Genomic DNA, 25,629 nt, shown 5'->3' on the forward strand with positions numbered 1-25,629 from the left:
AGCCTTACACTTGACTAGCCTTCTCACATTCCAGGAGAAGCTGGCTGATCTCAGTTTCCAGTGATTCTTTATAGGAATCCACGCCGTTGTGGTTCTGCTCAAGGGCATCATGAAGGAGCGTTTCTGCCTGTGCCAGTGCACTGGCATCCTGCGTGTTCTCCCAACGCTTATAATAGTAGCGGGCCAGGTCGCAGGTCGCACGGGCCAGCCTGCGCTGGGAGGCCTGGTACAGGTTGGAGACGTAGAGCTCTTCGTTAGGCTGGTAACCGTCCTCGCAGTATACCTTTGAAGCCAGATTATACTGGCTCCAGTGGAACCCCTTGGATGCTGCAATAGAAAAGTAATAAACGGCCTGATCTTGTCGTTCAGGGTCCTTCCAGAGGATATCGTTTGCGTACTTATTCATTGCCCATGTGTTCTGAAGTTTAATGGAATCCACCAGGCGTTCCTCTACAGATGCGTGCTCGATAGAAAAAAGGCTTCTGTGCCGGGTGAGAAAATCCTGATAATAAGGATTCTGGAACAATGCGGCAAGACGGTTATGGGCAAATTCGTAATTCATAGACCCAGCACGGTCATAGTAGGTGATGGCATTTACCAGTGCTTTGCAGGCAGCATCTTCATCCTTATAGCCAAGGAACTTTCGGGCTTTCTTATCAATATCCATATAAGAGAGGGCTTCCTGCTCATAGAGTACACCTCTGGTGTTGAAGCCGGCAGCATAGTTCTGTTCCATAGAGATATCCAGCAGCCGTAACACTTCTTCCATATAATCCGGGTTTGTATAATACGGATTGGTGTGCTTGTACATCATATCAGCCAGTGCCCAGCAGGCAGGACCGAAATGCTGGTCGGCACCGATCTGATAATAGTAGAATGCCAGGTTGTAATCTGTGGATACACGGGTATACTCATTGCTTTCGTAGGTGAGAATACCTCCGGTATAATACAGATCCCCCAGTTCCAGTGCGGCCCAGGCATTATCATTATTTGCCAAAAACTTCAGCTTTTCAAAACGGCTGTTTGTATTAATCGGGTGCATACATACAGATTCCAGATATTTTATGTGCTGCTCTTCAATCAGTTCAGGATAGTTAATGTTTTTATTTTTCTTAGTCTCGCGTGGTAACTGGCTGTCATAGGAGAGCCGCCAGTAGACGGTCTTATAGGTCAGATAGGCACAGTTTGTAAGGGCATCATCATACGGCGTTTCCGGATCAATGGAAATCTTCTTAAGATCTTCCAGGAGAGCAGGGAAGATACTGTCATCTGCTGCAGTTTCCTTCAAATAGTAGGTATACTTGTTCAGAATATTTTCAATATTTTTCTTTCCATACATCTCAAGATAATTGATACCATATCTGGCCTGCGGTATTTTTGCATTCTGTTTCTTTTTTTCAAGAGAGTCATCATCATCGCGGCTTATACGCGGTGCGAGTATCTGATGGGAAAACTTCTTTTTACCACTGAAATAGTTGGAAACGTTGGCAGGGTCAATGGAGTAGATATATGTATAATTTTTAGAAAGAGTCTTATTATTAATCGGATTAGATTTGGAATAGTACTCCAGCGGGATATCATTCCTCATATAGCGGAAAAGAAAAATAAAAAAATCCGACTGCGTATGAAAAAGGCGGTATTCGTGGTGTACCTTGTACAATTCCTTTAAAATAGCAGTATTTGTGAAATCCAGGGAAGGGGTATTTGTTGTAGATTTAGGTTTGCTCATTGTGGAACCTCCTTACTTTCATCTGGTGAATATGAATGTGTGTTGGACTGCATTTCAATGCATCTTTAGCTATTCTACCACAAAAGACAGATTATTGAAAGAAAAATCAGATAATTAACCCTGGTTTACTTCTGATTTATTGCCGCCAGGTGAATCGAGAAAGGCTCTTATGATCCACAAATAATAAAAAGTTGTCTCCACATCCAGACAATTTTCAACTGGGACAAAATTATTTATGATGTGTATATACTCAAGAAACAGCAATACAGGGGAGGAGAGAGAGGATGAAGAGTAAATTAAAAATAATGTATCTTGCAGGTTTGGCAGTCTGTGTATGGCTGTTGGTCTTCGCAGCTGATTATGCACAGGTGTACCAGAAACACGGTCATATTCCGGCCAATACAGTCGAGCATGAGGCTTATACGACAGGGATCGTTCTTTTGTGTACAGGAGTGATGTTCTTCCTGATATGGTGTCAGTGGGAATGGTACAGGAAAAATATCTGGAACGGCTGGTCTGTTGAGAAGCTGCTGCTCGTTCTTATCGGATTCGTTTTGCTGGGTGAAATAGTACGGCAGCTGATCATGGTTCCGTTCATGGGGAGCTCCCGGACAGATATCTGGCTGAAGATCGCGCCGCTTCAATTGTCGGTCACGTATCCAAGGTTTATAACATACTGGCTCATAATCAATGTGTTTTATCCGGTTTCGCTGATTTTGTCGGCAAAGGTGTGGACCAGAACGTATGGAAAGAATCGGTTCCTGTGCTTCTCACTCTGGAATATCCTGCTGAGCAGCCTGGCATACATACAACTTGAAAGATGCTGGGATGGGGATGTTGTAAGAACACTCTTTGCGGGCGGAGTTATTTTTCTGACTTATGTATATTGCTCTTATGTATATTTTTTCAGGGGTTACATAGTGAATGGGAAAAGATGGGCTTTCAATTCAATTGCAATGGGAATCGGAATGTTCTGCGTGGGAGCATTCATGGCGGGGACTCATATCAGCTATTTTTGGGAAAGAGTCGGCGGGTTCTATAGAGGAGAACAGATCTATGGCTATACAGGTCATCTTGTGAGGGAGCTGATGCTGGAAGCCAGCTTTGCGGGGCCAATGAGGAGAGTCCCGGTTTTCCTGGACGACTGGCTGATCAACACATATGCTGCCAATCCAATCTGGGTCCTTTTAAAAGAGTATGGGTGGCTCGCAGCTATCGGCTATCTGTGTGTTACGGCTGCAGCGATCTGGCTCGTGATCCGGTTATGCAAAGGAATTCAGGGAAGCGGGCTTCGGGTATATGTCTTTTGCTCGGCATGTATGCTGGTAGTCCGCTGGGGTGCTGGACTTGCAATGTCATTTTCACTGCTTCCCATACAGAAAACATTTTCACTCATGCCATTTTGCGGAGCGTATGGATTGTATGACGTCTGCCTTCTGGGAACCTGTCTGCTTGGATGTGCTGTAAAGCAGAAGTCGAAAAGGCACAGCTTAGCTCCTAAATGTAAACTCGGCAGTCTAATAGATCATAGGAAAGGTGGAGAATACGATGGAACGGCTTTTACAGATGGAGACATATAAATTTAAGGAGGCGCTTCAGGACATTATGGAAGAAGCGGTCGAGGCACATTATAAAAATAAGGATGAATTAGAAGAAATGGAGAAGGCGGATGCACTGCATATCCTGACCTGTGTTTTCCGTTACGTAAAAATGTTCAAGGCGGAGCTCCAGACAACGGAAGAAATGATCAAGCAGTTAAAGCAGATTTTGTTTACCTATGAATTTGCTTATATTGTTGGACAGACAGGATATATTTGGGGAAACAGGCTGTGCAAAGAGATTCGGGCGGGCAAAAAGAAAAAGGCCATTGTCTTTGCTGCACAATGGCTGGAGTACTATTTCAGAGTCTATGAAAGACCAGCCCATGAGGTTCAGTACTCCTCCATTGTTGTTTTGCTGGCGGAATTAGAATATCTTGCCATGCGGCAAAATGAAGGCCGCGGCCCGTGTGAAGATACGCAGTGCTCATCGGAATTCCCGATGGAGTTAAAGGCATACCTGGATCAATATGTTGTTGGACAGGATACCGCAAAGAAACGGCTTGCCATGACGGTCTACCACTATTTGCGGTATGGGGACAGGACACCTCTTCTTATGATAGGACCAAGCGGTTCCGGAAAAAACTATCTGATCAATCTGCTGGCGCAGTTTGAAAAGATCAGTGACCAAATGGCCGTGATGACTTATGACGCTTCACAGCTGACACCGAATGGATTTAGCGGAAATGATATTGAAGAGATCTTCCGGTGTTTTGCCAAAAAATGCACGGAAAAAAAGCTTAGCTTCAACAGGGGAATTATATATCTGGATGAGATAGATAAGATTATGAAGCCCAACTATACCAAGGACGGAGATATGAATGTCTTTGTCCAGCATCAGCTGATGTCCGCGATTGCAGGGGATGCGAAGTCAAACAACATAGATACAAAAAATATTCTGTTCATTCTCGGCGGGGCGTTTCAGGAACTGGAGGAGTTGGAGAATAAAAGAAGGAAGGAGAGTTCCCTGGGGTTTGTCATGCAGGAGCAAAAAGGACAGGGATATGCGCGGGAGGGAAACAGTATCAGGGAGGATCTTCTGGCAATTGGGGCACAGAAAGAGTTCCTTGGGCGCATTCCGAATATTGTGCGGCTGGAACGTCTGAAAAAGGAACAGCTGCGGGAAATCCTGCTTCATGAGTCAGGTCCTCTGAAGAGGAGATGTAAAGAGTATGAATGGGATGACCTGGAGCTGATCGTGGAGGATGAGGTGATCGATATGATCGCAGAAAAGGCGGTAAAAGAGGATTTTGGGGCAAGATCCGCATTTTCAATATTGGAAGAGCTGGTCGGGGGCTATAAGTTTGATATGATGCAGAATCATTATTCAAGAGCCCGTATCCATTCCGGAGTATTAGAGAATGGGGAGCCGCCTGTTTTTGAAAAAGGAGAGAAGCAGAATGAGAAATGCAGAAGCGAATTGTAAAATGCGTGAGAGAACGTGGGAAGATTTCAGTAGTGTTTTAACAGAAGCCTTAGTGCGTGAATGTATGTATATTTATCCAACAAACCCGCCAGATGTTGACCGTTGTATGGAACTGCATAAAAAAATGAAAAAGTGGAATCTGCATAATATTAAAGAGGGGATTCAGCGGACCTGGATGTATATTTACGTGGAAAAGAAAGAAGAGGGCATGGAGGAGATGGTCAGTGTTACAGTCAGGGATGATTATGTATGGGAGAATGATATATACGATTATCCAGTTGAGGAGCTCGCTTCTATGCGTGTTGTAATAAATGGCAATGGGAGGCTGAGGGATGAGGAGGCTCTGGCGTGGATTTATTTCTATGTCCTGTATCCACTGCGCGTGGACAGGCAGAGGAAGAGGGATAAAGTAAAACAACTGGCCACTGTCATAAAAGAGTATTCACGCTTGAAGGAGCAAAAAGGGTACCGTATAGTGCTGCCGCTGGACAAAAAGAAGAAGTACATGCTTACAAAGTGGGAAGAACACACATTGGCAGTGTTTGAGGTGGAGCAGTTCAATGAGATGCTTGCACTCATTGAACTGATGCCAGATAAGAAGATGAAGAGGCTGTACTCACAGATCTTTGCGGCCAGTGCTGTGGAGATGGAGTATGAGGATGGATGGTATATCCCTGGTGTGCTGGCTAAATATGTGGGGGGAGATGAGAGACAACTGTATTACAAAAAATATAAGGAGAAGGGGAAGAAGGTGGCGCCTTTGTTGAGGATATGCTGCGAAGGGGCAAAAGGGGAGGACTGGAAATGTTCCTAAGGCTTGCAAGTGATTGATCAAGTCCCCCTGCTATTCTTTAATGCAGGGGGACTTGATTCGATAGGTGCGCCCGGCGGCGCACGTTTCTAACGGGTGAATGTATATGATGTTAGGAAGTACTCTTAGAGACTGTCCGCCGTATCGTTTACAATATGTCATGTAAGATCCCAGTGATTTTTCCGCGCATTTTTAATGGCGAAATTTTCAAAAAGCAATCGGCCAGTTATATAGATTAATACGCTTGCACAGAGAAAAATCCACAGAGCCGCTCCGGGGAGCTGGGGGCCAAGGTTTAAAAGTATATTTCTTACGTTCTGCAAAATAAAAGGAAGAATTAGGAATGCAAAAATTATAATGGTAAACTTGCACTGCCGCGAGGCGAAGACCAGGCGGTTTATGTTAAAAATCACGAGATAGGCGGCAATGGCATAAATCACAACAAAAAGGATAAATAGTAAGGATATGTTTCGCTTATACATACCGAGAGGTACAATAAATAGCGCTGTCATAATACTCAGCAATGCACCGACCTGCCAGATTCCATAATACAGCTTTTCAAATTTTCTTACCGTAAGATCTGTACAGGCATTCTCAGAGACGAGACTTTGGCTAAATGCTGCGGCATCACCCAGGCGCTGCTCTAAAGAGGAACCTAATGCTTCGGCCTCCAGTGCCATGCCGATTAAATCTTTCCGTATAAATTCGCCCTCCAGCATGCCAATTCCTGCCGAGCAGACATAGCGTATTGTTTTATCAATATAGGTTCGGTCTGCATCTGTTAGTGAATATAAACTAGATTTATTTTTGCTTTTTAGATTTTGATATTTGTTCAACATAAAGAGCACCTCTTTCCTGAGTTTAGTTGTCAGAACTTCCATGATCGGGGGACAGTGTGAGGATGGAGTTCACGGTAGCGGAGACGCTGCTCCAGCAAGTTTCAAATTCCTTTAAAAGTGTATATCCGTCTTCTGTTAAAGTATAATATTTTCTGCTGGGACCAAGAGGAGAGGGCCGGAATTCTGAAGAAATCATTTTTTTCCTCTCCAGCCGCACAAGAAGGGGATAGATCGTTCCCTCTTTCACGTCTTCGAATCCGTAATACTGCAATTTCACCACGATTTCATAACCGTAGGTCGTCTCGATGCTGAGGATCTTCAAAATACAACCTTCTAAAGTTCCGCGCATCATCTGTGATTTGTCATACATGTGGTATCACCTTCTTAATGATATGTTTTCAAACACACTTTGATTTCACTACTATGTAACACAAAGTACTTGTTGACTATATTGTACCACATAGTAGATGGATGTCAAGGAGGGAGATGTATTTATTGTATCAAACTGAGACGAGATGAGATTATCAGCATGGGAGTCGGAGTAGCCGGACATGTGGCTATTTTACAGTATGCAGCTCTGGCGGAAGCAGGATTTTTCCTAGTGGAGGATCTGGTACATACCAAAGAAATCGGTCCCTGTTTGCAGGGACATCCGGATGTGAGAAAGATACCGGGAATCGAGGCGGGAAGGCCACAAGCTATTTGTTTTATCTATCATGAAAGTGCATGGGGGGATTAGACAATAAGCCGGCGCTGTTGCAAAACAATAAATTTCTACAATAAATAGTTTGGCTCAAATAAACTAGATGCTATATTCTGTATGAAATCTTCATTTTGCAACAGCGCCTGGTTTTACAGAATTTTGGAAAAAGTGCGTACTAAAGTGAGTATCAAAGCGAGTATCAAAATGAGTATCAAATACTGTGATACTTAATATTAGTTTTGAGCTTTTACAACGGATGACTTGATCGTCAGCAGTTTTCCTGAAAATGCAGGCAGATCTAACACAGCTTTTCCTTCTTTTATCTCCCAGCACTGTCCCTTTTTATAAGAGGTTGTCCCGCCGAAGCGGTCTGCATCGCTGGCAATGAGCAGGTGAAGCGATTTTTGAGTCTCTTTTCCTTTAGAAAGTCCGTTTCCAGCAATTGTTCTCTTTTTTTGCGTGAGTTCTGTTTCTTCCCCAACCGGAAGTTCATATCCTGCAATATCTTCCCCGGAAAAGTTAAACACAGCAATCACTTTCTCTTTCCCATCTGTCCGCTCAAAAGCATAGATGACTTTTTCTTCCTGATGGCAGTCCAGCCATTTGAATCCCGTCCTGTCGAAATCCATGGCGGACAGTTCAGGATGTTCCAGATAAACGGTATTGAGTTCCTTCATATAATGATGGAATGCATCATGCAGAGGGAATTTTAAGATATCCCAGTCCAGCTCCCGTTTCTCATCCCATTCGCGGAACATACCGAGTTCGGTTCCCATGAAGTTCAGCTTCTTCCCCGGATGTGCCATCATGTACAGGTACAGCGCCCTTGCCTGTGGGAATTTATCCTCATATTCCCCGTGCATTTTTTGTGTAATTGTGGCCTTCCCATGTACGACTTCGTCATGGGAGAGCGGCAGCAGGAAATGTTCATCATAGTAGTACTGCATGGAGAAGGTCAGCTTATGGTAGTCGCGTCCGCGGTACAGTGGGTCCGTGCGGAAATATTCGAGGGTATCATTCATCCATCCCATGTCCCATTTATAGTCGAAACCAAGTCCGCCTTCTTCCACTTTTTTGGTCACGCCGACATAAGAACTGGAATCTTCAGCAGCCAGGATGACGCTCGGATAAGTCTGCTTAATATAGCGGTTCATATTTTTCAAAAATTCGGTCGCATTGACATTGATTCCGCGCTGCGGTTCACCCTGCCAGTAAATGATATTGTTGATGGCATCCATACGAAGCCCGTCAAAGTGGTACTCAGCCAGCCAGTAGTTGGCGTTGGATTGCAGAAAACTCTGCACCTCACCGCGGGAGTGATTAAAGTTCTTGCTTCCCCAGGAACTGTACCCGATATCGCAGTTCGGATATTCATAGAGCTGTGTGCCGTCAAAATTGGAAAGTGCATAGTCATCCACTGCAAAATGGACCGGTACGAAGTCCAGGATGACGCCGATCTCGTTCTGGTGGCACTGGTCAATAAAATACTTCAGGTCATTCATGGTCCCGTATCTGGAAGTAGGACTGTAATATCCAGTACCCTGATATCCCCAGGACTCATCGGAGGGGTGCTCGCTGACTGGCAGGACCTCCACATAGTTATAGCCGTACTCTTTGAGATAAGGGATGAGCATGTCCGCTGTCTCGGCATAGGTATACCAGCCGTACTCGTCTTCTTTATTCTGCCGCCAGGAACCGAGATGCATCTCATAGATATTAAGCGGGCTGTTCTTACAGTCGGTCCGCTTCTTCATCCACTTTTCATCATGGAATCTGTAGCTGTGCAGGTCGCGCACGACAGATGCACTCTGGGGGCGCAGTTCCATCCCATATCCATAAGGATCGCAGTGGTCCATGACACTGCCGTCACTCTTGTAGATCTTGTACTTATACAGCATCCCATCCTTGATGCCGTCCAGCTCAGCCTGCCAGAACTGTCCGTTGTAGATCTGTTTCATCGGGGTCTCTGTCCAGTTGTTAAATTCCCCAATCAGGGAAATCCTCCTGGCTGCCGGGGCAAACACAGTGAAAACAGCTTTGTCCCCTGTCAGCTGACAGCCCAGGTACTTGTATGCGTCGAAAATCTTGCCAGTATAAAATCCATAATAATCCATTTGTGTCCTCCTTTTCGTATCCTGCTCTTTATGAGAATTTTTGGTATTCTGAGAATTTAATTACTCAACTCAGAGAATTTAATTACTCAATGTGAAGCTGAAGTTTTTGTAAATATTTAACAATGTTAGTTTAATTGACTATAGTTGTTTTTCTTAGTACTATTATATAAAAGATATGAAGCCAAATTCAATCGTCGATTTCAGAAAGGAGTATGTTATTCAACGATTTATCAATATTGTTGGGTAACCGTGGATTGTATGGATCTGAGAATCAGAAAGACAAGGAACAGCATTATCAATGCATTTATTGAGCTTCGTTCGAAAAAGGAACTGGAAAGAATTACGATCAAGGAACTGGCGGAGCTGGCCTGCATTAACAAAGCAACTTTTTACCAGCATTATAAAGATATTTATGACTTGTCAGAAAAACTGGAGATGGAGGCACTTACATCTGCAATCCAGGATATGACCCATCCTGAGAATTTAATTCAGAATCCCAGGGAGGGCGTCGTGGAGATTGCGAATGCGATTATTTCCAGACGGCCCTTATTGGACATCTTGTATTCAGGGAGCCGCCGTCCGCTGCTTGTTGACCGTCTGGAGCAGTCCCTGAAAGAAGTGATATATACAAACTGCCCGGAATATAAGGATGACCTGGAAAAGGATATCTTGTTTACCGTGCTGATCCAGGGCACTTTCCGGGCATTCGAACAGCATATGAATGATGATTATGAGAGGGTTCTGGAGATATTGGCCGGGATCAATGAGAACATGCTGAAAAGGTAAGGAAAAGCGAATACATCTGGATCAGCTGTTCAATCTGTTGCGCTTCGGTGTGTACAGTAGTTTGCAGCCATAGATGTGACAGCCTTATTTTGTGGAAAAATCCTTTTGAAAAGGGCCGGATATTAAAAAAGAAAGTAATGAAGTCTTCCGGGATGTTTTAACATTTCATTAATATTCCCATGCTATATTTCATTTAGAAACTGACAAAGACGGTGAAAAACGTAAAGGACCGTGAGAAGAAGCAAAAGGCAGTGAAAAACAGCCTATGAAAATGTTCTATGAAGTATAAAGTTTGATAAACAGGAGGAATATGTGATGGAAAAGAAGATATGTGTGATTACAGGCGGAGGCAGCGGAATGGGTTTGTCTACGGCCAGCCTGATGGGAAAGACACACTATATTATAATCTGCGGGCGTACTGTGAATAAGCTGGAATCTGCGGTTGAGAGGCTGCAGGCGGAAGGAGTGGAGTGCGAGGCATTTCCGTGCGATGTCTCTGACCGTGCATCTGTAAAACGCCTGGCAGAACACGCGGCAGCTCTCGGGGAGGTGCAGACGGTTGTCCATGCGGCAGGCATGAGCCCACACATGGGGACCGGAGAGCAGATTATCCAGGTCAATGCGATGGGGACGATTTACGTCAATGAGGAATTCGCGGCAGTTATGGGAGAAGGTGGCTGCATTCTGGACGTGTCTTCTATGTCAGCTTATCTGGCTCCGGGACTCGTAATGCCGAAAAGGGCATATAAGTATGCTTTAGCGGATCAGGAGAGGTTCTACCGTAAAATGCTGGGGCGTGTGAATTTGTTTCCCAAAAAGCTGCGGTCCAGTATCGCATATGTGGTATCAAAAAACTTTGATATCTGGTATGCTAAAAAGTGTGCAGGTGTATATGGAGATAAGGGCATCCGTGTACTGTCTGTTTCGCCGGGAAATTTTGAGACCCCGATGGGAGAAGCAGAGAAGGAAGAGGCGCTTGGGTACCTGAAATACGCAGCAATCAAGCGTCTGGGCAATCCGGATGAGATTGCATGGCTTCTGGCATCCTGCGCGGATGAGCGAAATTCTTACCTGACAGGGACAGACATCCTGTGCGATGGCGGTCTGGTAGCTGGACGGTAATAGGAGGAAGATTTCATGATAAAAATATTAGTAGTGGAAGATGAGGCAGGCTTAAACAGGGCAGTCTGCCAGTATCTTCGTGGAAATGGCTTCGATGTGACGGGCTGTCTGGATGCGGATGAGGGGCTTTCGCAGCTGCCTGAAAAGATGTTTGATCTGATCATTTCAGATGTGATGATGCCGGGAACGGATGGGTTTGAGTTTGCAGAGTCGGTACGCGCTCTGGACAGCCGCATCCCGATCCTGTTCATGACGGCGCTGGATGATCTGTCATCCAAGAAAAAGGGATTCCGGCTGGGAATTGACGATTACATGGTAAAACCAATTGAGTTTGATGAACTTCTGATGCGGATACAGGCTTTGCTGCGGCGGGCAAATGTACTGGATGAGAAACGTCTCACAGTGGGCAGTCTGGTGCTGGATTCAGATGAGATGACAGCTTATCTGGATGGGGAAGAGGTACCGGTGACTGTCCGGGAATTCCATGTGCTGCATAAGCTTTTGTCCTACCCGAAGAAAACATTTACAAGAATTCAGCTGATGGATGAATTCTGGGGATATGATACGGAGACAGATCCGCGGACTGTGGATGTGTATATTACAAAGTTGCGGAGTAAATTTAAAAATTGCAGTGCTTTTGAGATTGTAACGGTACATGGGCTGGGATATAAGGCTGTTGTACATGAATAGGGGAAATCATGACAGAACAAGATGAGATGAAGAAAATTTCAAAAGGGCGCCATGGCGAAATATCGAAGACGAGTTATGGCAAAAAAGATTATCACAAAAGGGATTATCATAAAAGGGATTATTATAAAAGAGATTATGCCAAAAGAATTTATGCCAAAAGAAATTATGAGAAAAGCAATTATGAAAAAAGAAACAGTTTGTTTTCTTTAAAAAATTATGTCATTTTTTTCTTATTAGTCTGCTTTATCTGTCTTTGCAGCATTTTATTATATGCGAAATCAGTGAGTGTGTATGGGAAAAGTCTTTATGACTGGCGTGCAATCTGTGCGGTGCTTGTGAATGTATTTTTTATCAGCGCGGTCATAACGATCATTGACAGCATGCGGCGGAGATTCACGATTGAAATGCCGGTGCGGAGAATCATGGAGACTGTTGGAAGGATTTCGCGGGGAAAGTATGGGATTCAGATCGAGCCTTCTTATACGAGGCGGATCAATGAATTTGATGACATCATCGATGGAATTAACCAGATGTCAAAGGAACTGGCGCGTACGGAGACGCTGAAAACGGATTTTATAGCCAACGTGACTCATGAGATCAAGACACCTCTGGCAATCATCCAGAATTATGCGTCCATGCTTCAGGATGAAGAGTTGGACGGGGAGACCAGACAGGAGTACGTACAGACGCTGCTGGACGCTTCCCGTCGTCTTTCAGGGCTTGTGGCAAATATGCTCAAACTGAATAAACTGGAAAACCAGGAAATCAGCCTAGAAAATCAGGAATTCAATGTGGGAGAGCAGGTTCGCAGTGTCCTGCTTTCCTTTGAGGGTGCATGGAGCGGGAAAGATCTGGAGATTGATGTGGATATCGAGGATGCGGTGATCTGCTGCGATGAGGGGCTCCTGGAAATCGTCTGGAGCAATCTGATCTCCAATGCGATTAAGTTTACGCCGGAGGGCGGGAGTCTGGGTGTATCTGTGAAGCAGGGGAAGGATGCCGTTGCAGTAAGTGTTCAGGATAGCGGATGTGGAATGGATGAGGCGACCGGGCGGCATATTTTTGACAAATTTTATCAGGGAGATACTTCTCACGCAAAGGAAGGAAACGGCCTGGGGCTTGCTATGGTAAAACGGGTCGTGGATATTGTCGGCGGGGAGATATATGTGGACAGTAAACTGGGCAGCGGAAGTACATTTACGGTGATTGTGCTGATGGAACCGGGATGGGCGGATAATCCAGGGAAAGGAGATTGAATATGAAAGATGAACATAGAGCGGCGGATGGATATCAGTTCCGATATTCTGCGGGAGAGCAGAAAGGAATTCAAGATGAAGTGGAGCGGATACGGAATCAGTATATGGAGGAAAATTCAGACCGTGAGATAGATGAGAAGTTAAAGAGGCTGCGCATGCTGGACCAGAAGGCCAAGACCCCGGCGCTTATTGTGGCTTTGGCGCTGGGAGTTGTCGGTACTTTGATCCTGGGAACCGGGATGAGCCTGTGTCTGGCGCTGGGGCATATGGTGGCGGGAATTATTGTCGGGGTGTTGGGAATGGGGATATTGTCAGCGGCTTACCCGGTTCATCAGATCATGCTGAAGAAGGGGAAGAAAAAGTATGGGGAAGAGATTCGGAATTTGAGCAGTGAACTGCTGGGTGAAAAGTAAGAGATTTATAGAAAAGAATCAAGGGCACCGCAGAGAGAAGAAGATCCTCTGTGGTGCCCTTGTTGCAATTTATATGGTCAGTATTCTTTCTGCTTTGAGCCATGCGACTTCATCCCGGATTGTCTCGGCGTAGGATCTTGTCTGATATCCCAGTTCTTTTTTTGCCTTGCTGTAATCAAAGGTGTTATTTCTCGCCAGGTTATAGATGGAGAAGGTAGTCAAAAGAGGCTTCCTGCCGCTTTTCTTTGCCTGCTTTTCCATCATTTTCGCGAAGAAGTTGGCAATTCCTAACGGGAGGTAGAACTTTAACGGCTTACAGCCGGATTCCCTGGACAGCATCTGGCAGATTTCTTTGAGCGTTACTTCTTCGTTTCCAAGGATATAGCACTGACCTTTTCTGCCTTTATCTGCTGCTTTTATACATCCGTAAGCAAGATCCCTTACATCACACAGGTTGAAGGAACCCTGGATCCCTGCGGGCATTTCCCCATTCATGATCTGGATGATCGTTCCGGTCGTTTCGCTGATGGCGTGGTCATTGGGACCTAGGATTCCACTGGGATGTACGACACAGGCGTTCAGTCCGTGCTCATTTACCGCATCCAAAACGGCCTGCGTTGCGATTGCTTTTGACTGGCTGTAACATCCAAGGACCTTTTCTGGTTCAAACTGCGATACTTCCCGGATAGGCTGGCCCTTGGGCAGTTCCGGGATAGCACCTGTACTGCTGACATAGACTAATTTTTTACACTCGGTGTGATGCAGACATTGGTCAATGATATTCTGCGTTCCGCCCACGTTGATATCTATCAGTTTTTGATTATAGTCGGGATTGACGCTGACCATGCTGGCGCAGTGGATTACAATCGTCTTCATCCCCTCTGGCACCTGGAAAAAGTTTTCCAGAGATGCAGGGTCACATAGATCACCGTCACAGATCTCGATTTCATGGGGAACATATTTTTTGGCAGGGTCATTCGGAAGGACAAGCGCCCGCACTTTATCCCCACGTTCTAAAAGCTGGCTGCATACATTACTTCCCAGAAAACCAGCGGCTCCAGTTACTAAATAAATTGTATTGTTCATTTTTAAATCTCTCCTTTAAATATGTGTTTTGGTTTGTTGTTTCTGTGAGTATTAAATTACAGGAAGAGATTTAATGAGATGCTAAAGAAATGTTAATGAAATATGAAATGGGGACAGGTCTTCTTGGCGCAAGACCTGTCCCCGCGATATTAATTTTAAGAATATTCTGAAAACGGACAGCAAAAGGGTCTGACCCCTATGAACTACAAAGCGCTGATCCCGTCATCTTCATACAGTTCATATTCTGCATCAGTATATCCGATCATCATCTTCGTAGCCATATCGATCTTATCAACGCATTCTGCCGCATCGACAACAGGGATGCATTTTCCGCTGCGGATGAACAGTGGCACCTCATTCAGGCCAACTTCGACGTAATGATGTCCTTTTTCAAGTGTTTCTTCGAATATACTTCCATCCGGCATGAATTTGATGAATTTCATTTCTTCTGGCAGGTAGACGTAGCGTCCTGTGGCATTCTGTGTATAAACCGGGGCGATCATGATTTCGTTTCCGATCATGAGCTGGTCCTCGACCTGTGCAGCCATGGAATCTTCCGGGTATTCGAAAGCCAGCGGCTTGAAGTACATATCATCGTTCAGGGCAGCTTTCATGTATTCGCTGTAGAGGTATGGCAGCAGGCGGTAGCGTACTCCGATTACATGACGGAAGTCCTCGATGTTCTCAAACTGATAGCATTCCTGTTCCCGTGTACCAAGAGCTGCGTGGTTGCGCATAAGTGGGGTGAACACTCCAAGTGCCAGCCAGCGGAGCACCAGGTCCCTTGTGGTATCGGAACCGAATCCGCCGAGGTCTGCGCCTGTGTAGAGGAAACCGCACATGTTGAGGGATGGCATCATTTTCAGATTCAGGAGCAGATGGGACCACCAGGACTGGTTGTCGCCTGTCCAGATTCCGCCGTATCTGTGCATTCCAATGTAGGAGGAACGGGAGAACATCAGTATTCTCTTGTCTGGTACGATCTTCTGGAAAGCTTCTCCTGCGGCACGGGTCATGTTGAATCCGTACAGATTGTGCACCTTGTCGTGGCGTACTTTCTGACCGTTCACTTCATGGTAAAAACGCTTGTAATCCTCTGGGTTATTCGCCAGGCTGCCTACTTTGTCACCTAATATGAAGCCAGGGGCAGCGTTCTCTTTTTTCAGGAAATCTTTCATAAAGTCTTTGACCTCTTCAACGCCTTCCGGGGTGCAGAAGATTGCCGGCTCATTCATGTCATTCCAGAAGCCATCGATTCCCTGGGAAATCAGTGTCTCATATTTGCCGCCGAACCAGGCTCTTGCCTCCGGGTTCAGTACATCCGGGAAATGTGTCCAGCCCGGCCATACTGCGGCTACGAAATCGCTTCCGTCTTCACGTTTACAGAAGTATCCTTTTTCTTTTCCTTCCTCATAAATATCGTAGCCGTCTTCGATCTTGACACCGGCATCGATGATTGGGATCAGGTGGATATTTTCTGCCTTCATTTCATCTACAAATCCCTTAAAGTCAGGAAAGTTTTTTTCATTCACGGTAAAATCTTTGTAGTCCTGCATGTAGTCAATATCCATATATACCATATCAATCGGAACATGGTTCTCACGGTAGCCTTTTACCACGTTTTTAAAATCTTCCGGTGTGGTGTAGCCCCATCTGCTCTGTCCAAAACCGAATGCGAACTTCGGTGGAATATAGCTTCGGCCTATGATTTTGCGGAACTGTTTTACGATATCATATGCATTCTCACCTTCAATCACGTAGAGGTCCAGGTCAGCATCCTCGCAGCTGATTTCTAACTTGTCCTGCCGGGTGTAACCGATGTCGAACTTCATGGCTCCCGGATAATCGAGGAAAAGCCCGAAGGTTTCTTTGCCGGAAACGATGATAAAGTTGTGTGCCCCGTAAAGGGAATTTTTGTTTTCTGTGTGGTTCGGGTCGTCACTGCAATTGCTGATGTAGAGGAACCCTTTCTTATTGATGCCTCTGTTCGCCTCACCGAGACCGTATACAATATCATTTTTGTCCATTTCATAGGAAAGATGGAACCCGTTTTCTAATGAAATCGTTCCATATTGAGGGGTTCCCGTGGCTGGGGAAATCTTTTCTACGACTGCCTCTGTGTCAAATGGATTGCCAAATACATATTTCTGGATCATAATGTTACCTCCTGGTACTTTTTATAGATATATTTTAGTTGCTTTAACCTTCTTTTTGTTTCTTACATAAAAGAGCGGCTTCTGTAGCACTTTTTTCATAGTATAAGAAATAAATGTTGATAAATCTTGCATTATTTCGTAAAATAATAACACAATCTTGATAAAGGTGGAAATAAATATGAATAAGGAATATTCTCTCGAGGAAGATGTCAGGCATGGTACACAAAAGCGCCCGATGACGGCCATGCATTTTACCACGGGACCAGGGACTCTATATCCGGAATATTTTTTTGTGCAGAGGCACTGGCATCATAATGTGGAAATTGTAAAGGTAATGAGGGGAAGTTATGCGGTGGAGCTGAACCTGGAAAATTACGTGCTGAAAGAGGGCGATATCTGCTTTATCAACAGCGGCGAGCTTCATCAACTAGAAGGGAAAGAGCGGGATACCGTTCATAATGTACTGATTTTCAATCCGCATATTTTAGAGTTTGTCTATGAGGATGAAGTACAGGAGGGGATGATTGCGCCGTTTCTGGCACATATTTCTTCACTGCCCCGGATCGTATCATCGGGGGATGCGGTTTACGAGACCATATCCGGCCTGTTTGACAGGGCTGTGGAGCAGGCATTGGAAGAAAGGGATGGGTGGTATTTCCGGGTGAAGCTTCTTCTTATGGAAATGTTGTACGAGGTGGAGCAGAGCGGCAGGATGGTTTCTGTCTCCAGTATCCAGAGTGCCTCGGATAAGGAACGGATCGACCGGTATAAGCGGATCGTTTCTTATGTTGAGAAGCATTTTGCGGAAAAGGTGTCCCTAGAACAGCTCGCAGAGGAGGCGCAGTGCAATCCGCAGTATCTCTGTCATTTCTTTAAAGAGATCGCAGGTGTCTCGCCGATCCAGTATCTGATCAGTTACCGGATTGAACAGGCACGGGAAATGCTTGCGGATACGACGAAAACGGTGCTGGAGGTGAGCTTTGACTGCGGGTTTGAGAATGTGAGTTATTTTATCCGGCAGTTCAAACGGGCGGTCGGGGTGACTCCGCGGGAGTACAGGCGGAATGGGGACAGCACATAAAGTGAATGATTTTATATGTTTTTTCTATATTTAAGGGGTGTAATCCCAATATGCTTTTTAAACATCCGGATAAAATATGTGACATCGGAATATCCTACCATTTCCGCAATATTCTGCACGGATATTCTGGTGGAAGCGAGCAGTTCACAGGCTTTTTCGATTCTTACCTGCTGGATGACGTCCATAACCGTTGTCTTTGTATTTTCCCGGAAAATCCTTCCCAGATAGGAAGTGCTGAATGAAAAATGCCGGGCAATATCTTCAACCGAGGTCTCGGCATAATTTTGCTGGATATAACTCAAAATCTGGGGGATATACGTGATTCCGGCGGAGGTAGTCCGGGAAAACTGTACCCCTTCGGAATGTTCCCTCTGCAAATAAGTAAAAAATAATCCGAGCATAAGAAGCAGTGCTTTCTGACTGTACTGCTTTTCCATACAGGATTCATTGATCATATCCAGAATCAGATCACGGATAGAAGTATCCCCTTTTGTATGGAACAGAAGATAATTGGGTCTCGTATTTTCATAAAGTGTATACAGGAAGAAATCAAACAGTGCGTGACCGCCTGCGACCAGCTCTGCCAGTGTATTTTTCATGACAGAAGTACGGATCAGGAGATTGATCATAATGCTGTCGTCGAATAACATCACTCTATGTTCCAGCTTAGGCGGCAGGATACAAAGAGAGCCCTCCGGTAATTTCAGTGCTTCCGATTGGCCGCCGGGATAGCGAAAATCCTGGTGACAGGTTCCCTTTAATACATAAGTGATTTCAATAAAACCGTGCGTATGATAAGAAGCAGGAGAGTATCGCGGGTGTTTGCGCACGGAGATATCCTCATGCTCAAGAAACCACTGACTGTCAGAAAACTGGCCGTCACGCGGAAAGTCGGCGGGGATATCCGAGGAATTGGATACAATAACAGTCTGGAATTCTTCCTTTAAAGTATGTGGCATCCTGCCATATTTTTTAAGTAGTTTCATAAAGTCATTCTCAGAGACCGGGGCGCCGGTCTGCTCATATATTCTTTTAAAATCCATCTCTAAAGGTGTAAATTGTGTTAATAGTTTTTCAATTTCTGAACGGTTACTCATGATATCAGCCTCCGTGGAAAGTCAGGGGAATATGTAATGCAGAAGTAGTTGCATAAAGTATAACATTAATAACTGGTGTATGTATAGCAGATTGCAGGATAATATGAAAATATAGAGCGGAGATAAATTACAGTGGAAAGAAATGTAGTTCGCAATAAGCCGATTTTATGAATGGATATCTGGGTATTTTTACTCTTCTGGAAAGAATATAATGGAGGCAGCAGTGGAGATGGGGGCAGAAGTCCAGCAAAAGGGTCAGACCCTTTTGCTCACCATTTTCAGAATATTCAGTTTACTTGGTTTTGGAAGGAGAAGGTTATGGAGATTACGAGGTTAAAGATTAATGGAATGATGTGCCCACTGGGGTACAGCTGTGATGTCTTGAATGTCAGCTGGAATGTGGAACATGCAAAGGGAAAAAGAGCTGTTATGGTGAAGGTGGAGGCTGCCGGGGACGAGGGATTTGAGAATATCTTGTTTAAGAGAGAGGGACAGGATCTTTCCTGTTCCGGTACTAGGCTTGAGCTGGAAATTACTCCCCGTACGAGGTATTTTGTGCGTGTGACTGTGACGGATGACCAGGGAGATAGTGCGCAGGGAACGACATGGTTTGAGACAGGGAAGATGGATGAGACATGGAAAGCTGACTGGATCGGAACGAAACAAGAAGATTTCTTTCATCCTGTTTTAAAGAAATCTTTTCAAACCCAAAGATTGGCGGGGATTGTAAAGGCAAGATTATACATCTGTGGTGTCGGTGTTTATGAGGCATATCTGAATGGAAAAAAGGTCGGGGATGAGGTGCTTGCGCCATTTTTGAATGATTACCGTTTTGCTTTGCAGACGCAGACTTATGATGTGACGGATATGATTGGTGGAAAGAATGACTTGGAAATTCTGCTGGGAAATGGATGGTACAAGGGCAGGTTCGGACAGTCCGATGAGACTTATGGTGACCGCTTTGCGGCGATTGCGGAACTGCATCTTATCTATGAAGATGGCACCAGCGATGTGATTCAGACGGACGAGTCCTGGGTTTACCGGGGCAGTAATATCGAGGACAGCGGAATCTACGATGGTGAAATTCTCAACCGCATTTTGTGGAAAAACCGGGAGAATCCATGGAAGTCTGTGGAAAAACTTTCCGAACCGCAGCAGATTGAAATGAAGGAACTTCTGACGGACAGGTTCAGCATTCCGGTCTTGATAAAAGAGACTCTTCCGGTAAAGGATGTGATTCTGACTCCGGCAGGGGAAACGGTGTTAGATATGGGACAGAACTTTACGGGATGGCTTGTGTTCAGGGATGTTCTCCCAGAGGGGACAAGAGTACATCTGGAGTTTGGTGAAGTGCTTCAGAATGGAAATTTCTATAATGGCAACTATCGGACCGCTACAGGCGGATTTACCTATGTCGCAGGGAAAAGGGAGAGCCAGATAGAGTCAGGAGAAGGAAAGACAGAGGACGTGGAACTTGTCCGGCCACATTTCACTTTCTTTGGATTTCGGTATGTGAAGGTAAGCGGCTGGCCCGGGAAATTAGACCCAGAAGATTTTACAGGATATGTGATCTACTCTGACTTGGAACGCACCGGATTTTTGGAGACAAGTGATGCCAAAATCAATCAACTGTATTCGAATTGTCTGTGGGGGCAGAAATCAAATTTTCTGGATATGCCTACGGACTGCCCGCAGAGAGACGAGCGGCTGGGATGGACTGCCGATGCGCAGGTATTTTCCCCGACAGCCACCTATAATATGGATACACGTGCCTTTTACCGGAAATATCTCTGGGATATGAGAAATGTGCAGACTGTGATGGACGGTGCTGTGCCGGCCCATCTTCCGGCGGCCGAAGGGATGTGCCCTGTGTGTTCGGTGTGGGGGGATGCAGCCACATTCATTCCGTATACAATCTGGAAATTTTATGCGGTCCCGGATGAAATGGAATTCTTGTATCCATTGATGAAGGAATGGGTGGATTATATTGCGGGTCAAATGCAAAAGCAGTATGGAAAAAATGTGGGAATCTGGGATTTTACTTTTCATTTTGGCGACTGGCTCGCGCTCGATGGACCAACGGAGCAGTCAGTGAAGGGAGGAACACCGGATGGTTATCTGGCTACAGTGTATTACTATCAGAGTGCGTCTATTGTGGCGGAGATTTCGGGAAAGCTTGGTAAAGAAAAAGAACAAAGGGAGTATTCTCGGTTGGCAGAGGAAATCAAGGACTGCCTGCTTTACGAATATTTTACCCCAGCAGGACATTTAAGCGTGAATACACAGGCGGCATATATCGTTGCCTTGAAGTTTGGGATTTATAGAGATAAAGAAGTGCTGCTGAAAGATTTTCTGGATCTGCTGAAAAGGCATCAGTACCGGATTAAATGCGGATTTGTGGGGGCACCTCTGCTTTGTCAGGTATTGAGTGAAAATGGGCAGTCTGATCTGGCATATCATTTCCTGTTCCAGGAGGGATTCCCGAGCTGGCTGTATGCAGTCAATCTGGGGGCAACTACGATCTGGGAGCGGTGGAACAGTCTTCTGCCAGATGGAACTATTAATGGCACGGAAATGAACAGCCTGAACCACTACAGCTACGGCAGTGTGATTGAATTTTTATATGCGTATGCGGCAGGTCTGCGTCCAAAAGAGGCAGGATTTGAACATGTGATTGTGGCACCCTGTCCGAGCAGCAGGATGAGGGAGTTGAAATGCACTTACTTGTCTCCGGCAGGAAGGTATGTGGTGAACTGGAAGCTGACCGGGGAAGGAAAGGTAAAGATGCATCTCGAAGTGCCGTTTGGATGCAGAGCTTTGGTTACATTGCCGGAAAGCGGAAATGAGACGTTTGAGGCAGAAGCAGGAAGTTATGATTATGAATATATGCCGGTTCATGATTACCGTCAGAAGTATTTTGAAAATACACCTCTTTGTGAGGTGTTTGCAGATCCTGAGGCAAAGGCGGTTCTATTGAAATGTATTCCTCAGGCGGCAGTACTGGATAATCCGGTAGACGCGGAGGAAGAATTGAAAGTACTTTATGACCGTGCCTTTATGGGGATTACGGCAGAAGATGCTAAGAAAGCTGTCGGGGAATTGGAAAAAATAAAATTATGGTAGAAACAGACTTTTTCAAAGGGGTCTGACCCTTTTGAAATGCACCCTTTAAAAGATGCATATTGACGCCCGGCATTTTCTATGTTACTGTATACATACAATGTGTATGTAAAAGAGGTGATGACATGCCGAGGAATAAATACCCGGAGGAGACGGTGCAGAAGATTCTGGATGTATCTTTGAAGCTGTTTATGGAGAAGGGGTATGAGAATACCACGGTTCTGGACATTGTAGATCACCTGGGCGGGCTGACGAGAGGTGCTTTTTATCATCATTTTAAGTCCAAAGAAGAGGTGATCGATGCTCTGACGGATAGGATGTTCCATGAAAATAACCCGTTTGAGAAGGTGAAGCAGGAAAAAGGGCTGAATGGTCTTCAGAAGCTTCAGATGATCATGAACGATACGACAGTGGAGTCAGATTATCGGACGATCAGTGCCCAGGCAGTTTCGCTGCTGGAGAATCCGAAGTTTCTTGCGGAGTTTATTGAAGGCAACAAGAAGGTCCTTGTTCCGGCTTATCAGGAACTGATCGAAGAGGGAATCCGGGATGGGTCGATTCAGACGGAGTATCCAAAGCAGACAGCAGAGATTCTTTCTTTTCTGACGAACTTCTGGATGGTTCCCTCGATCTTTCCATTTACGGCGGAAGAAGGGATCGCCAGGCTCAGGATGATAAAGGAGATTACGGCATTTCTCGGAGTTCCGGTCATAGATGATGAGCTTTTGAAAAATCTTGAGGAATCTATCGCGGAATTGGGAGATGAAAATCAGTAGGAATAAAGTTGCCAGAGATGGCAATTTTATTTTAATCAAATACATACATACAGCATGTATAAATAAAAAGGAGGATTCTTATGAGTCAAAAAAGAGAGATGTTAAAGGAAAAATATCCTGATGGTAAACTGCCAGGAGCAGAGCCATCAGGTGAAGGGTTATTCAGCAGGAATTTTACCCTGCTTGTTCTGGGGCAGGTCAGTTCTCTGTTTGCCAACACCATGTTAAGGTTCGCACTGTCCATGTATATACTGGAGTTGACAGGTTCAGCTTCCATATTTGCAGGGCTTCTGGCTATTTCCATGATTCCGACGGTGATTCTGTCCCCATTCGGCGGCGTTCTGGCTGACCGTGCAAACCGGAGGAACATCATGGTAGCATTGGATTTCTTGTCGGGGGTGACCGCGGCGGTTACCATGCTGACCATACGTGAGGCAAATGCGGTTGTAGTGGCAGGCGGGGCTCTGACGGTATTTTCCATCCTGGGAGCCTTTGAGTCTCCAACAGTGCAGGCGGCGGTTCCACAGATGCAGAAAGGAGATAACATTTTGAAAGCAAATGCGGTCGTAAACCAGGTAGCCGCCCTTGCGGCGTTGATAGCACCGTTTATCGGTAGTGCCTGTTATACCACATTTGGATTGAAAACGGTACTGACAGTCAGTGTGTTTGGATTTTTCCTTACCGCCTTTTTAGAAGTTTTTATCAAACTTCCGTTTACCAGGGAGAACCTTCATGAGAAATGGGGGAAGGTGATTAAAAACGACTTCAGGGTCAGCTTTCGTTTTATTACAAAAGAGAAGCCTGAGATTTTCAAAATTCTGCTGGCAGCATCAGCGGTCAGTTTCTTCATTATAGGAACGGTAAATGTGGGGATGCCGTTTATCATCCGGACTATTTTGGGACTGAGTGCGGAATATGTAGGTGCTGCGGAAAGTATTTGTGGTGCGACTGCCATTCTGGGAAGTGTGATTGTGGGAGTTGCTGCCAAGCGTCTGAAAACGGATGGAATGTACATGTATCCAATGATTGTGGGAATCTGTATGATACCAATGGGAATGGCATTTTTGCTGAAAAATGAGAAAATGGTGTACGCGGTAATCATGCTTTCGATTGCAGTCATGCAGGTTCTGGTCAGCATTTTTTCAATCTACTGTATATCCCTGATACAGCAGCAGACGCCAAATGAGCTGCTGGGGAAAGTTATGGCATATATTTCTACAATTTCTCTGTGTGCACAGCCGTTGGGACAGATGATGTATGGAGTATTGTTTGATGTACTCCGAGATAACGTCATGTGGATCATGATTGGGTCTGCGGTCTGCATTGTACTGATGAGTATGGCGGTGCGGCCGGCATTTCAGGGAGTGGAGAATCTGAGACAGGGAGAAGAGGTGTTAAATTAAAAAGATACAATGTATAACGAAAGAAAAAATAAAAATATTTAAAAGATTTCGATATAACGAAAACTATTATTTTAGAAACAATTCCGGATAATTATCCAAAGTATGTCGTTACTATGGATGCAATAGATCGTAGCAGAAATGGGATAAAACATGTCAATATCAGAAAATTTCTGCAAATGAAGTCTTTTGAGTGAAAATGGAGAGCAAAAGGGTCTGACCCTTTTGCTCTCCATTTTCAGAATATTCTTAAATCTTTTTATGCTCCCTGAATTCCATCGGAGTCATTCCATAATATTTCTTAAATACCTGCCTGAAATTCCCGGCATCGGAATATCCCAATTCTTCTGCAATCGCTGATATGGAAAGGTCGGGATTCCCCAGGAGGCGTGCGGCGTGATTCATTTTGAGTTTCTGGATATTTTCGCTGAAACTCATTCCGGTACTGCTTTTGATAATCCTTTGCAGCTGTCTTTCACTATAATTGAAGAATATAGAAAGCTCTTTCAACGAGATAGTTGCGTAGTGCTCCTGCATATATTTCAGGATATAGATCAGATTCTGGTCACTGCCGGTCATATCAAGATCAGGGGCAATCACGCTGTCTCCGTGGTTTCGAAGCAGGACTATGAAAAACGCTGTGATAATGGAATTGAGCATCCTGTTCTTGTATTGTCGGTTGCTTAGAAATTCGCTGTAGGCATATCCGATATAGTTATGCAGTTCATGATCTTCTCCTGTGCGGAATAAAAGATACGGATGGGTCTTGGATCGGTAAAGTGCACGCATGAAAAAGTCGGAGAGTACATCATTATCTGAAAGGGTCCCGAAAAATGCCGCCTCAAAGGTGCTGGTCCGCAGGATGATATTGAAGATTACACAGTCGTCAGAAAATGCACTGATCGCGTGGACGGTATCCGGTGCAATGATGCAGATATCTCCGGCAGACATTTTCAGAGTCTGTTCCAGGATATAATTCGTACAATTCCCCTGGATGACACAGACAACTTCTAAGAAGGAGTGAGTATGCCAGTTACAAGGCAGATATCTCAGATGCTGGTAGATCTCCGTATCCAGTTCTCCTCGGAAAAATAGATCCTCCTCCAGCGTATTGGATAGAATTGTGGGAAAAAAGTTGGAGCTTTTCGCGGATGCCTGTAATAAAATGTCACGGACATACTCCAGATCGTGAGGCTTGTCCAGACTGCGCTCCTGATTTTTCAGCCAGAGTTCCTTTAGTACCTGTTCCAGTTCTCTTAAATCCGTATTTACTTCATATTGATATTGATCAGAAAATTTCATGACATCCTCCTGGTGAAGCAGTTCTGCTTTTTCTGTCTATAAGAGCAGTATAAATTGCGACACCGGGGGTGTCAATCCCGACAGGCGGGGATGTCGTTTTTCCACAGTGCGGATGTCCGGTTAT

21 protein-coding genes and 1 pseudogene are annotated in these 25,629 nt (G+C 45.0%); 14 read left to right on the forward strand and 8 right to left on the reverse strand.

The window, feature by feature from the left end; all coding sequences use genetic code 11:
• Positions 1-4: 4 nt before the first annotated feature.
• Positions 5-1,729, reverse strand: a complete 1,725-nt coding sequence (locus HGO97_RS17145) for an SEL1-like repeat protein (protein ID WP_216244143.1) — start codon at positions 1,727-1,729, stop codon at positions 5-7.
• Between the two features lie 284 nt (positions 1,730-2,013).
• On the opposite strand from HGO97_RS17145, the gene HGO97_RS17150 reads away from it, so the two are divergent.
• The 3 genes from HGO97_RS17150 to HGO97_RS17160 are packed head-to-tail and all read left to right on the forward strand — an operon-like array spanning position 2,014 to position 5,567.
• On the forward strand, positions 2,014-3,309 hold the full coding sequence (locus HGO97_RS17150) for a hypothetical protein (protein WP_216244145.1): 1,296 nt from the start codon (positions 2,014-2,016) through the stop codon (positions 3,307-3,309).
• Entirely contained in the window at positions 3,278-4,753 is a 1,476-nt protein-coding gene (locus HGO97_RS17155; RefSeq protein ID WP_216244146.1) for an AAA family ATPase, read from the forward strand. The genes HGO97_RS17150 and HGO97_RS17155 overlap by 32 nt, the downstream gene beginning before the upstream one ends.
• Positions 4,728-5,567 (forward strand): hypothetical protein, encoded by an 840-nt coding sequence (locus HGO97_RS17160; RefSeq protein WP_216244149.1) that lies wholly within the window; start codon positions 4,728-4,730, stop codon positions 5,565-5,567. The genes HGO97_RS17155 and HGO97_RS17160 overlap by 26 nt, the downstream gene beginning before the upstream one ends.
• Positions 5,568-5,722: 155 nt before the next feature.
• Here HGO97_RS17160 and HGO97_RS17165 read toward each other — a convergent pair whose 3' ends face one another.
• Positions 5,723-6,403 carry a hypothetical protein gene (locus HGO97_RS17165; protein WP_216244151.1) on the reverse strand — a complete coding sequence of 227 codons (681 nt, stop codon included), beginning with the start codon at positions 6,401-6,403 and terminating at the stop codon, positions 5,723-5,725.
• Positions 6,404-6,425: 22 nt separating this feature from the next.
• A complete protein-coding gene (locus tag HGO97_RS17170; protein WP_216244153.1) occupies positions 6,426-6,773 on the reverse strand; it encodes a PadR family transcriptional regulator in 348 nt (115 codons plus the stop codon).
• Between the two features lie 159 nt (positions 6,774-6,932).
• Here HGO97_RS17170 and HGO97_RS17175 point away from each other — a divergent pair, with 159 nt between their 5' ends.
• The gene (locus HGO97_RS17175) at positions 6,933-7,142 is read left to right on the forward strand and encodes a hypothetical protein (RefSeq protein ID WP_246597535.1); all 210 of its coding nucleotides are present in this window, start codon (positions 6,933-6,935) and stop codon (positions 7,140-7,142) included.
• Positions 7,143-7,339: 197 nt separating this feature from the next.
• Here HGO97_RS17175 and glgB read toward each other — a convergent pair.
• Positions 7,340-9,235: pseudogene (glgB, locus tag HGO97_RS17180) on the reverse strand (1,4-alpha-glucan branching protein GlgB); the annotation flags it as partial.
• A gap of 243 nt (positions 9,236-9,478) precedes the next feature.
• Here glgB and HGO97_RS17185 point away from each other — a divergent pair.
• From HGO97_RS17185 to HGO97_RS17205, 6 genes are all read left to right on the forward strand, one after another.
• On the forward strand, positions 9,479-10,006 hold the full coding sequence (locus tag HGO97_RS17185) for a TetR/AcrR family transcriptional regulator (protein WP_216244156.1): 528 nt from the start codon (positions 9,479-9,481) through the stop codon (positions 10,004-10,006).
• Positions 10,007-10,321: 315 nt separating this feature from the next.
• Positions 10,322-11,128, forward strand: coding sequence for an SDR family oxidoreductase (locus HGO97_RS17190; protein ID WP_216244158.1), 807 nt, complete (start codon positions 10,322-10,324; stop codon positions 11,126-11,128).
• Positions 11,129-11,143: 15 nt separating this feature from the next.
• Positions 11,144-11,818: a response regulator transcription factor gene (locus tag HGO97_RS17195; RefSeq protein WP_216244160.1), complete on the forward strand. Its 675-nt coding sequence runs from the start codon at positions 11,144-11,146 to the stop codon at positions 11,816-11,818.
• A gap of 75 nt (positions 11,819-11,893) precedes the next feature.
• Positions 11,894-12,028: a hypothetical protein gene (locus HGO97_RS24055; RefSeq protein ID WP_281419966.1), complete on the forward strand. Its 135-nt coding sequence runs from the start codon at positions 11,894-11,896 to the stop codon at positions 12,026-12,028.
• Between the two features lie 77 nt (positions 12,029-12,105).
• A complete protein-coding gene (locus HGO97_RS17200; protein WP_330654290.1) occupies positions 12,106-13,074 on the forward strand; it encodes a HAMP domain-containing sensor histidine kinase in 969 nt (322 codons plus the stop codon).
• 2 nt (positions 13,075-13,076) lie between these two features.
• A complete protein-coding gene (locus HGO97_RS17205) occupies positions 13,077-13,487 on the forward strand; it encodes a UbiA prenyltransferase family protein (RefSeq protein ID WP_216244162.1) in 411 nt (136 codons plus the stop codon).
• A gap of 69 nt (positions 13,488-13,556) precedes the next feature.
• Here HGO97_RS17205 and HGO97_RS17210 read toward each other — a convergent pair whose 3' ends face one another.
• Positions 13,557-14,573 carry an NAD-dependent epimerase/dehydratase family protein gene (locus HGO97_RS17210; RefSeq protein WP_216244163.1) on the reverse strand — a complete coding sequence of 339 codons (1,017 nt, stop codon included), beginning with the start codon at positions 14,571-14,573 and terminating at the stop codon, positions 13,557-13,559.
• A gap of 203 nt (positions 14,574-14,776) precedes the next feature.
• Positions 14,777-16,729 carry a glycoside hydrolase family 31 protein gene (locus tag HGO97_RS17215; RefSeq protein WP_216244164.1) on the reverse strand — a complete coding sequence of 651 codons (1,953 nt, stop codon included), beginning with the start codon at positions 16,727-16,729 and terminating at the stop codon, positions 14,777-14,779.
• Positions 16,730-16,907: 178 nt separating this feature from the next.
• Here HGO97_RS17215 and HGO97_RS17220 point away from each other — a divergent pair, with 178 nt between their 5' ends.
• The gene (locus tag HGO97_RS17220) at positions 16,908-17,810 is read left to right on the forward strand and encodes a helix-turn-helix domain-containing protein (protein WP_216244165.1); all 903 of its coding nucleotides are present in this window, start codon (positions 16,908-16,910) and stop codon (positions 17,808-17,810) included.
• Positions 17,811-17,821: 11 nt separating this feature from the next.
• Here the strand turns inward: HGO97_RS17220 and HGO97_RS17225 are convergent, their stop codons facing one another.
• A complete protein-coding gene (locus HGO97_RS17225) occupies positions 17,822-18,907 on the reverse strand; it encodes an AraC family transcriptional regulator (RefSeq protein ID WP_216244166.1) in 1,086 nt (361 codons plus the stop codon).
• 318 nt (positions 18,908-19,225) lie between these two features.
• Here HGO97_RS17225 and HGO97_RS17230 point away from each other — a divergent pair, with 318 nt between their 5' ends.
• The 3 genes from HGO97_RS17230 to HGO97_RS17240 all read left to right on the forward strand — a co-directional run bounded on the left by HGO97_RS17230 (position 19,226) and on the right by HGO97_RS17240 (position 24,206).
• A complete protein-coding gene (locus HGO97_RS17230; protein ID WP_216244167.1) occupies positions 19,226-22,030 on the forward strand; it encodes an alpha-L-rhamnosidase in 2,805 nt (934 codons plus the stop codon).
• Positions 22,031-22,152: 122 nt separating this feature from the next.
• Positions 22,153-22,803 (forward strand): TetR/AcrR family transcriptional regulator, encoded by a 651-nt coding sequence (locus tag HGO97_RS17235; protein ID WP_216244168.1) that lies wholly within the window; start codon positions 22,153-22,155, stop codon positions 22,801-22,803.
• 80 nt (positions 22,804-22,883) lie between these two features.
• Complete coding sequence (locus HGO97_RS17240) at positions 22,884-24,206, forward strand: MFS transporter (RefSeq protein WP_246597539.1); 1,323 nt, start codon at positions 22,884-22,886, stop codon at positions 24,204-24,206.
• 246 nt (positions 24,207-24,452) lie between these two features.
• Here HGO97_RS17240 and HGO97_RS17245 read toward each other — a convergent pair whose 3' ends face one another.
• Positions 24,453-25,505, reverse strand: coding sequence for an AraC family transcriptional regulator (locus HGO97_RS17245; protein WP_216244169.1), 1,053 nt, complete (start codon positions 25,503-25,505; stop codon positions 24,453-24,455).
• Between the last annotated feature and the right edge of the window lie 124 nt (positions 25,506-25,629).

It is taken from the genome of Faecalicatena faecalis, assembly GCF_012524165.2.
Classification (GTDB): domain Bacteria; phylum Bacillota; class Clostridia; order Lachnospirales; family Lachnospiraceae; genus Faecalicatena_A; species Faecalicatena_A faecalis.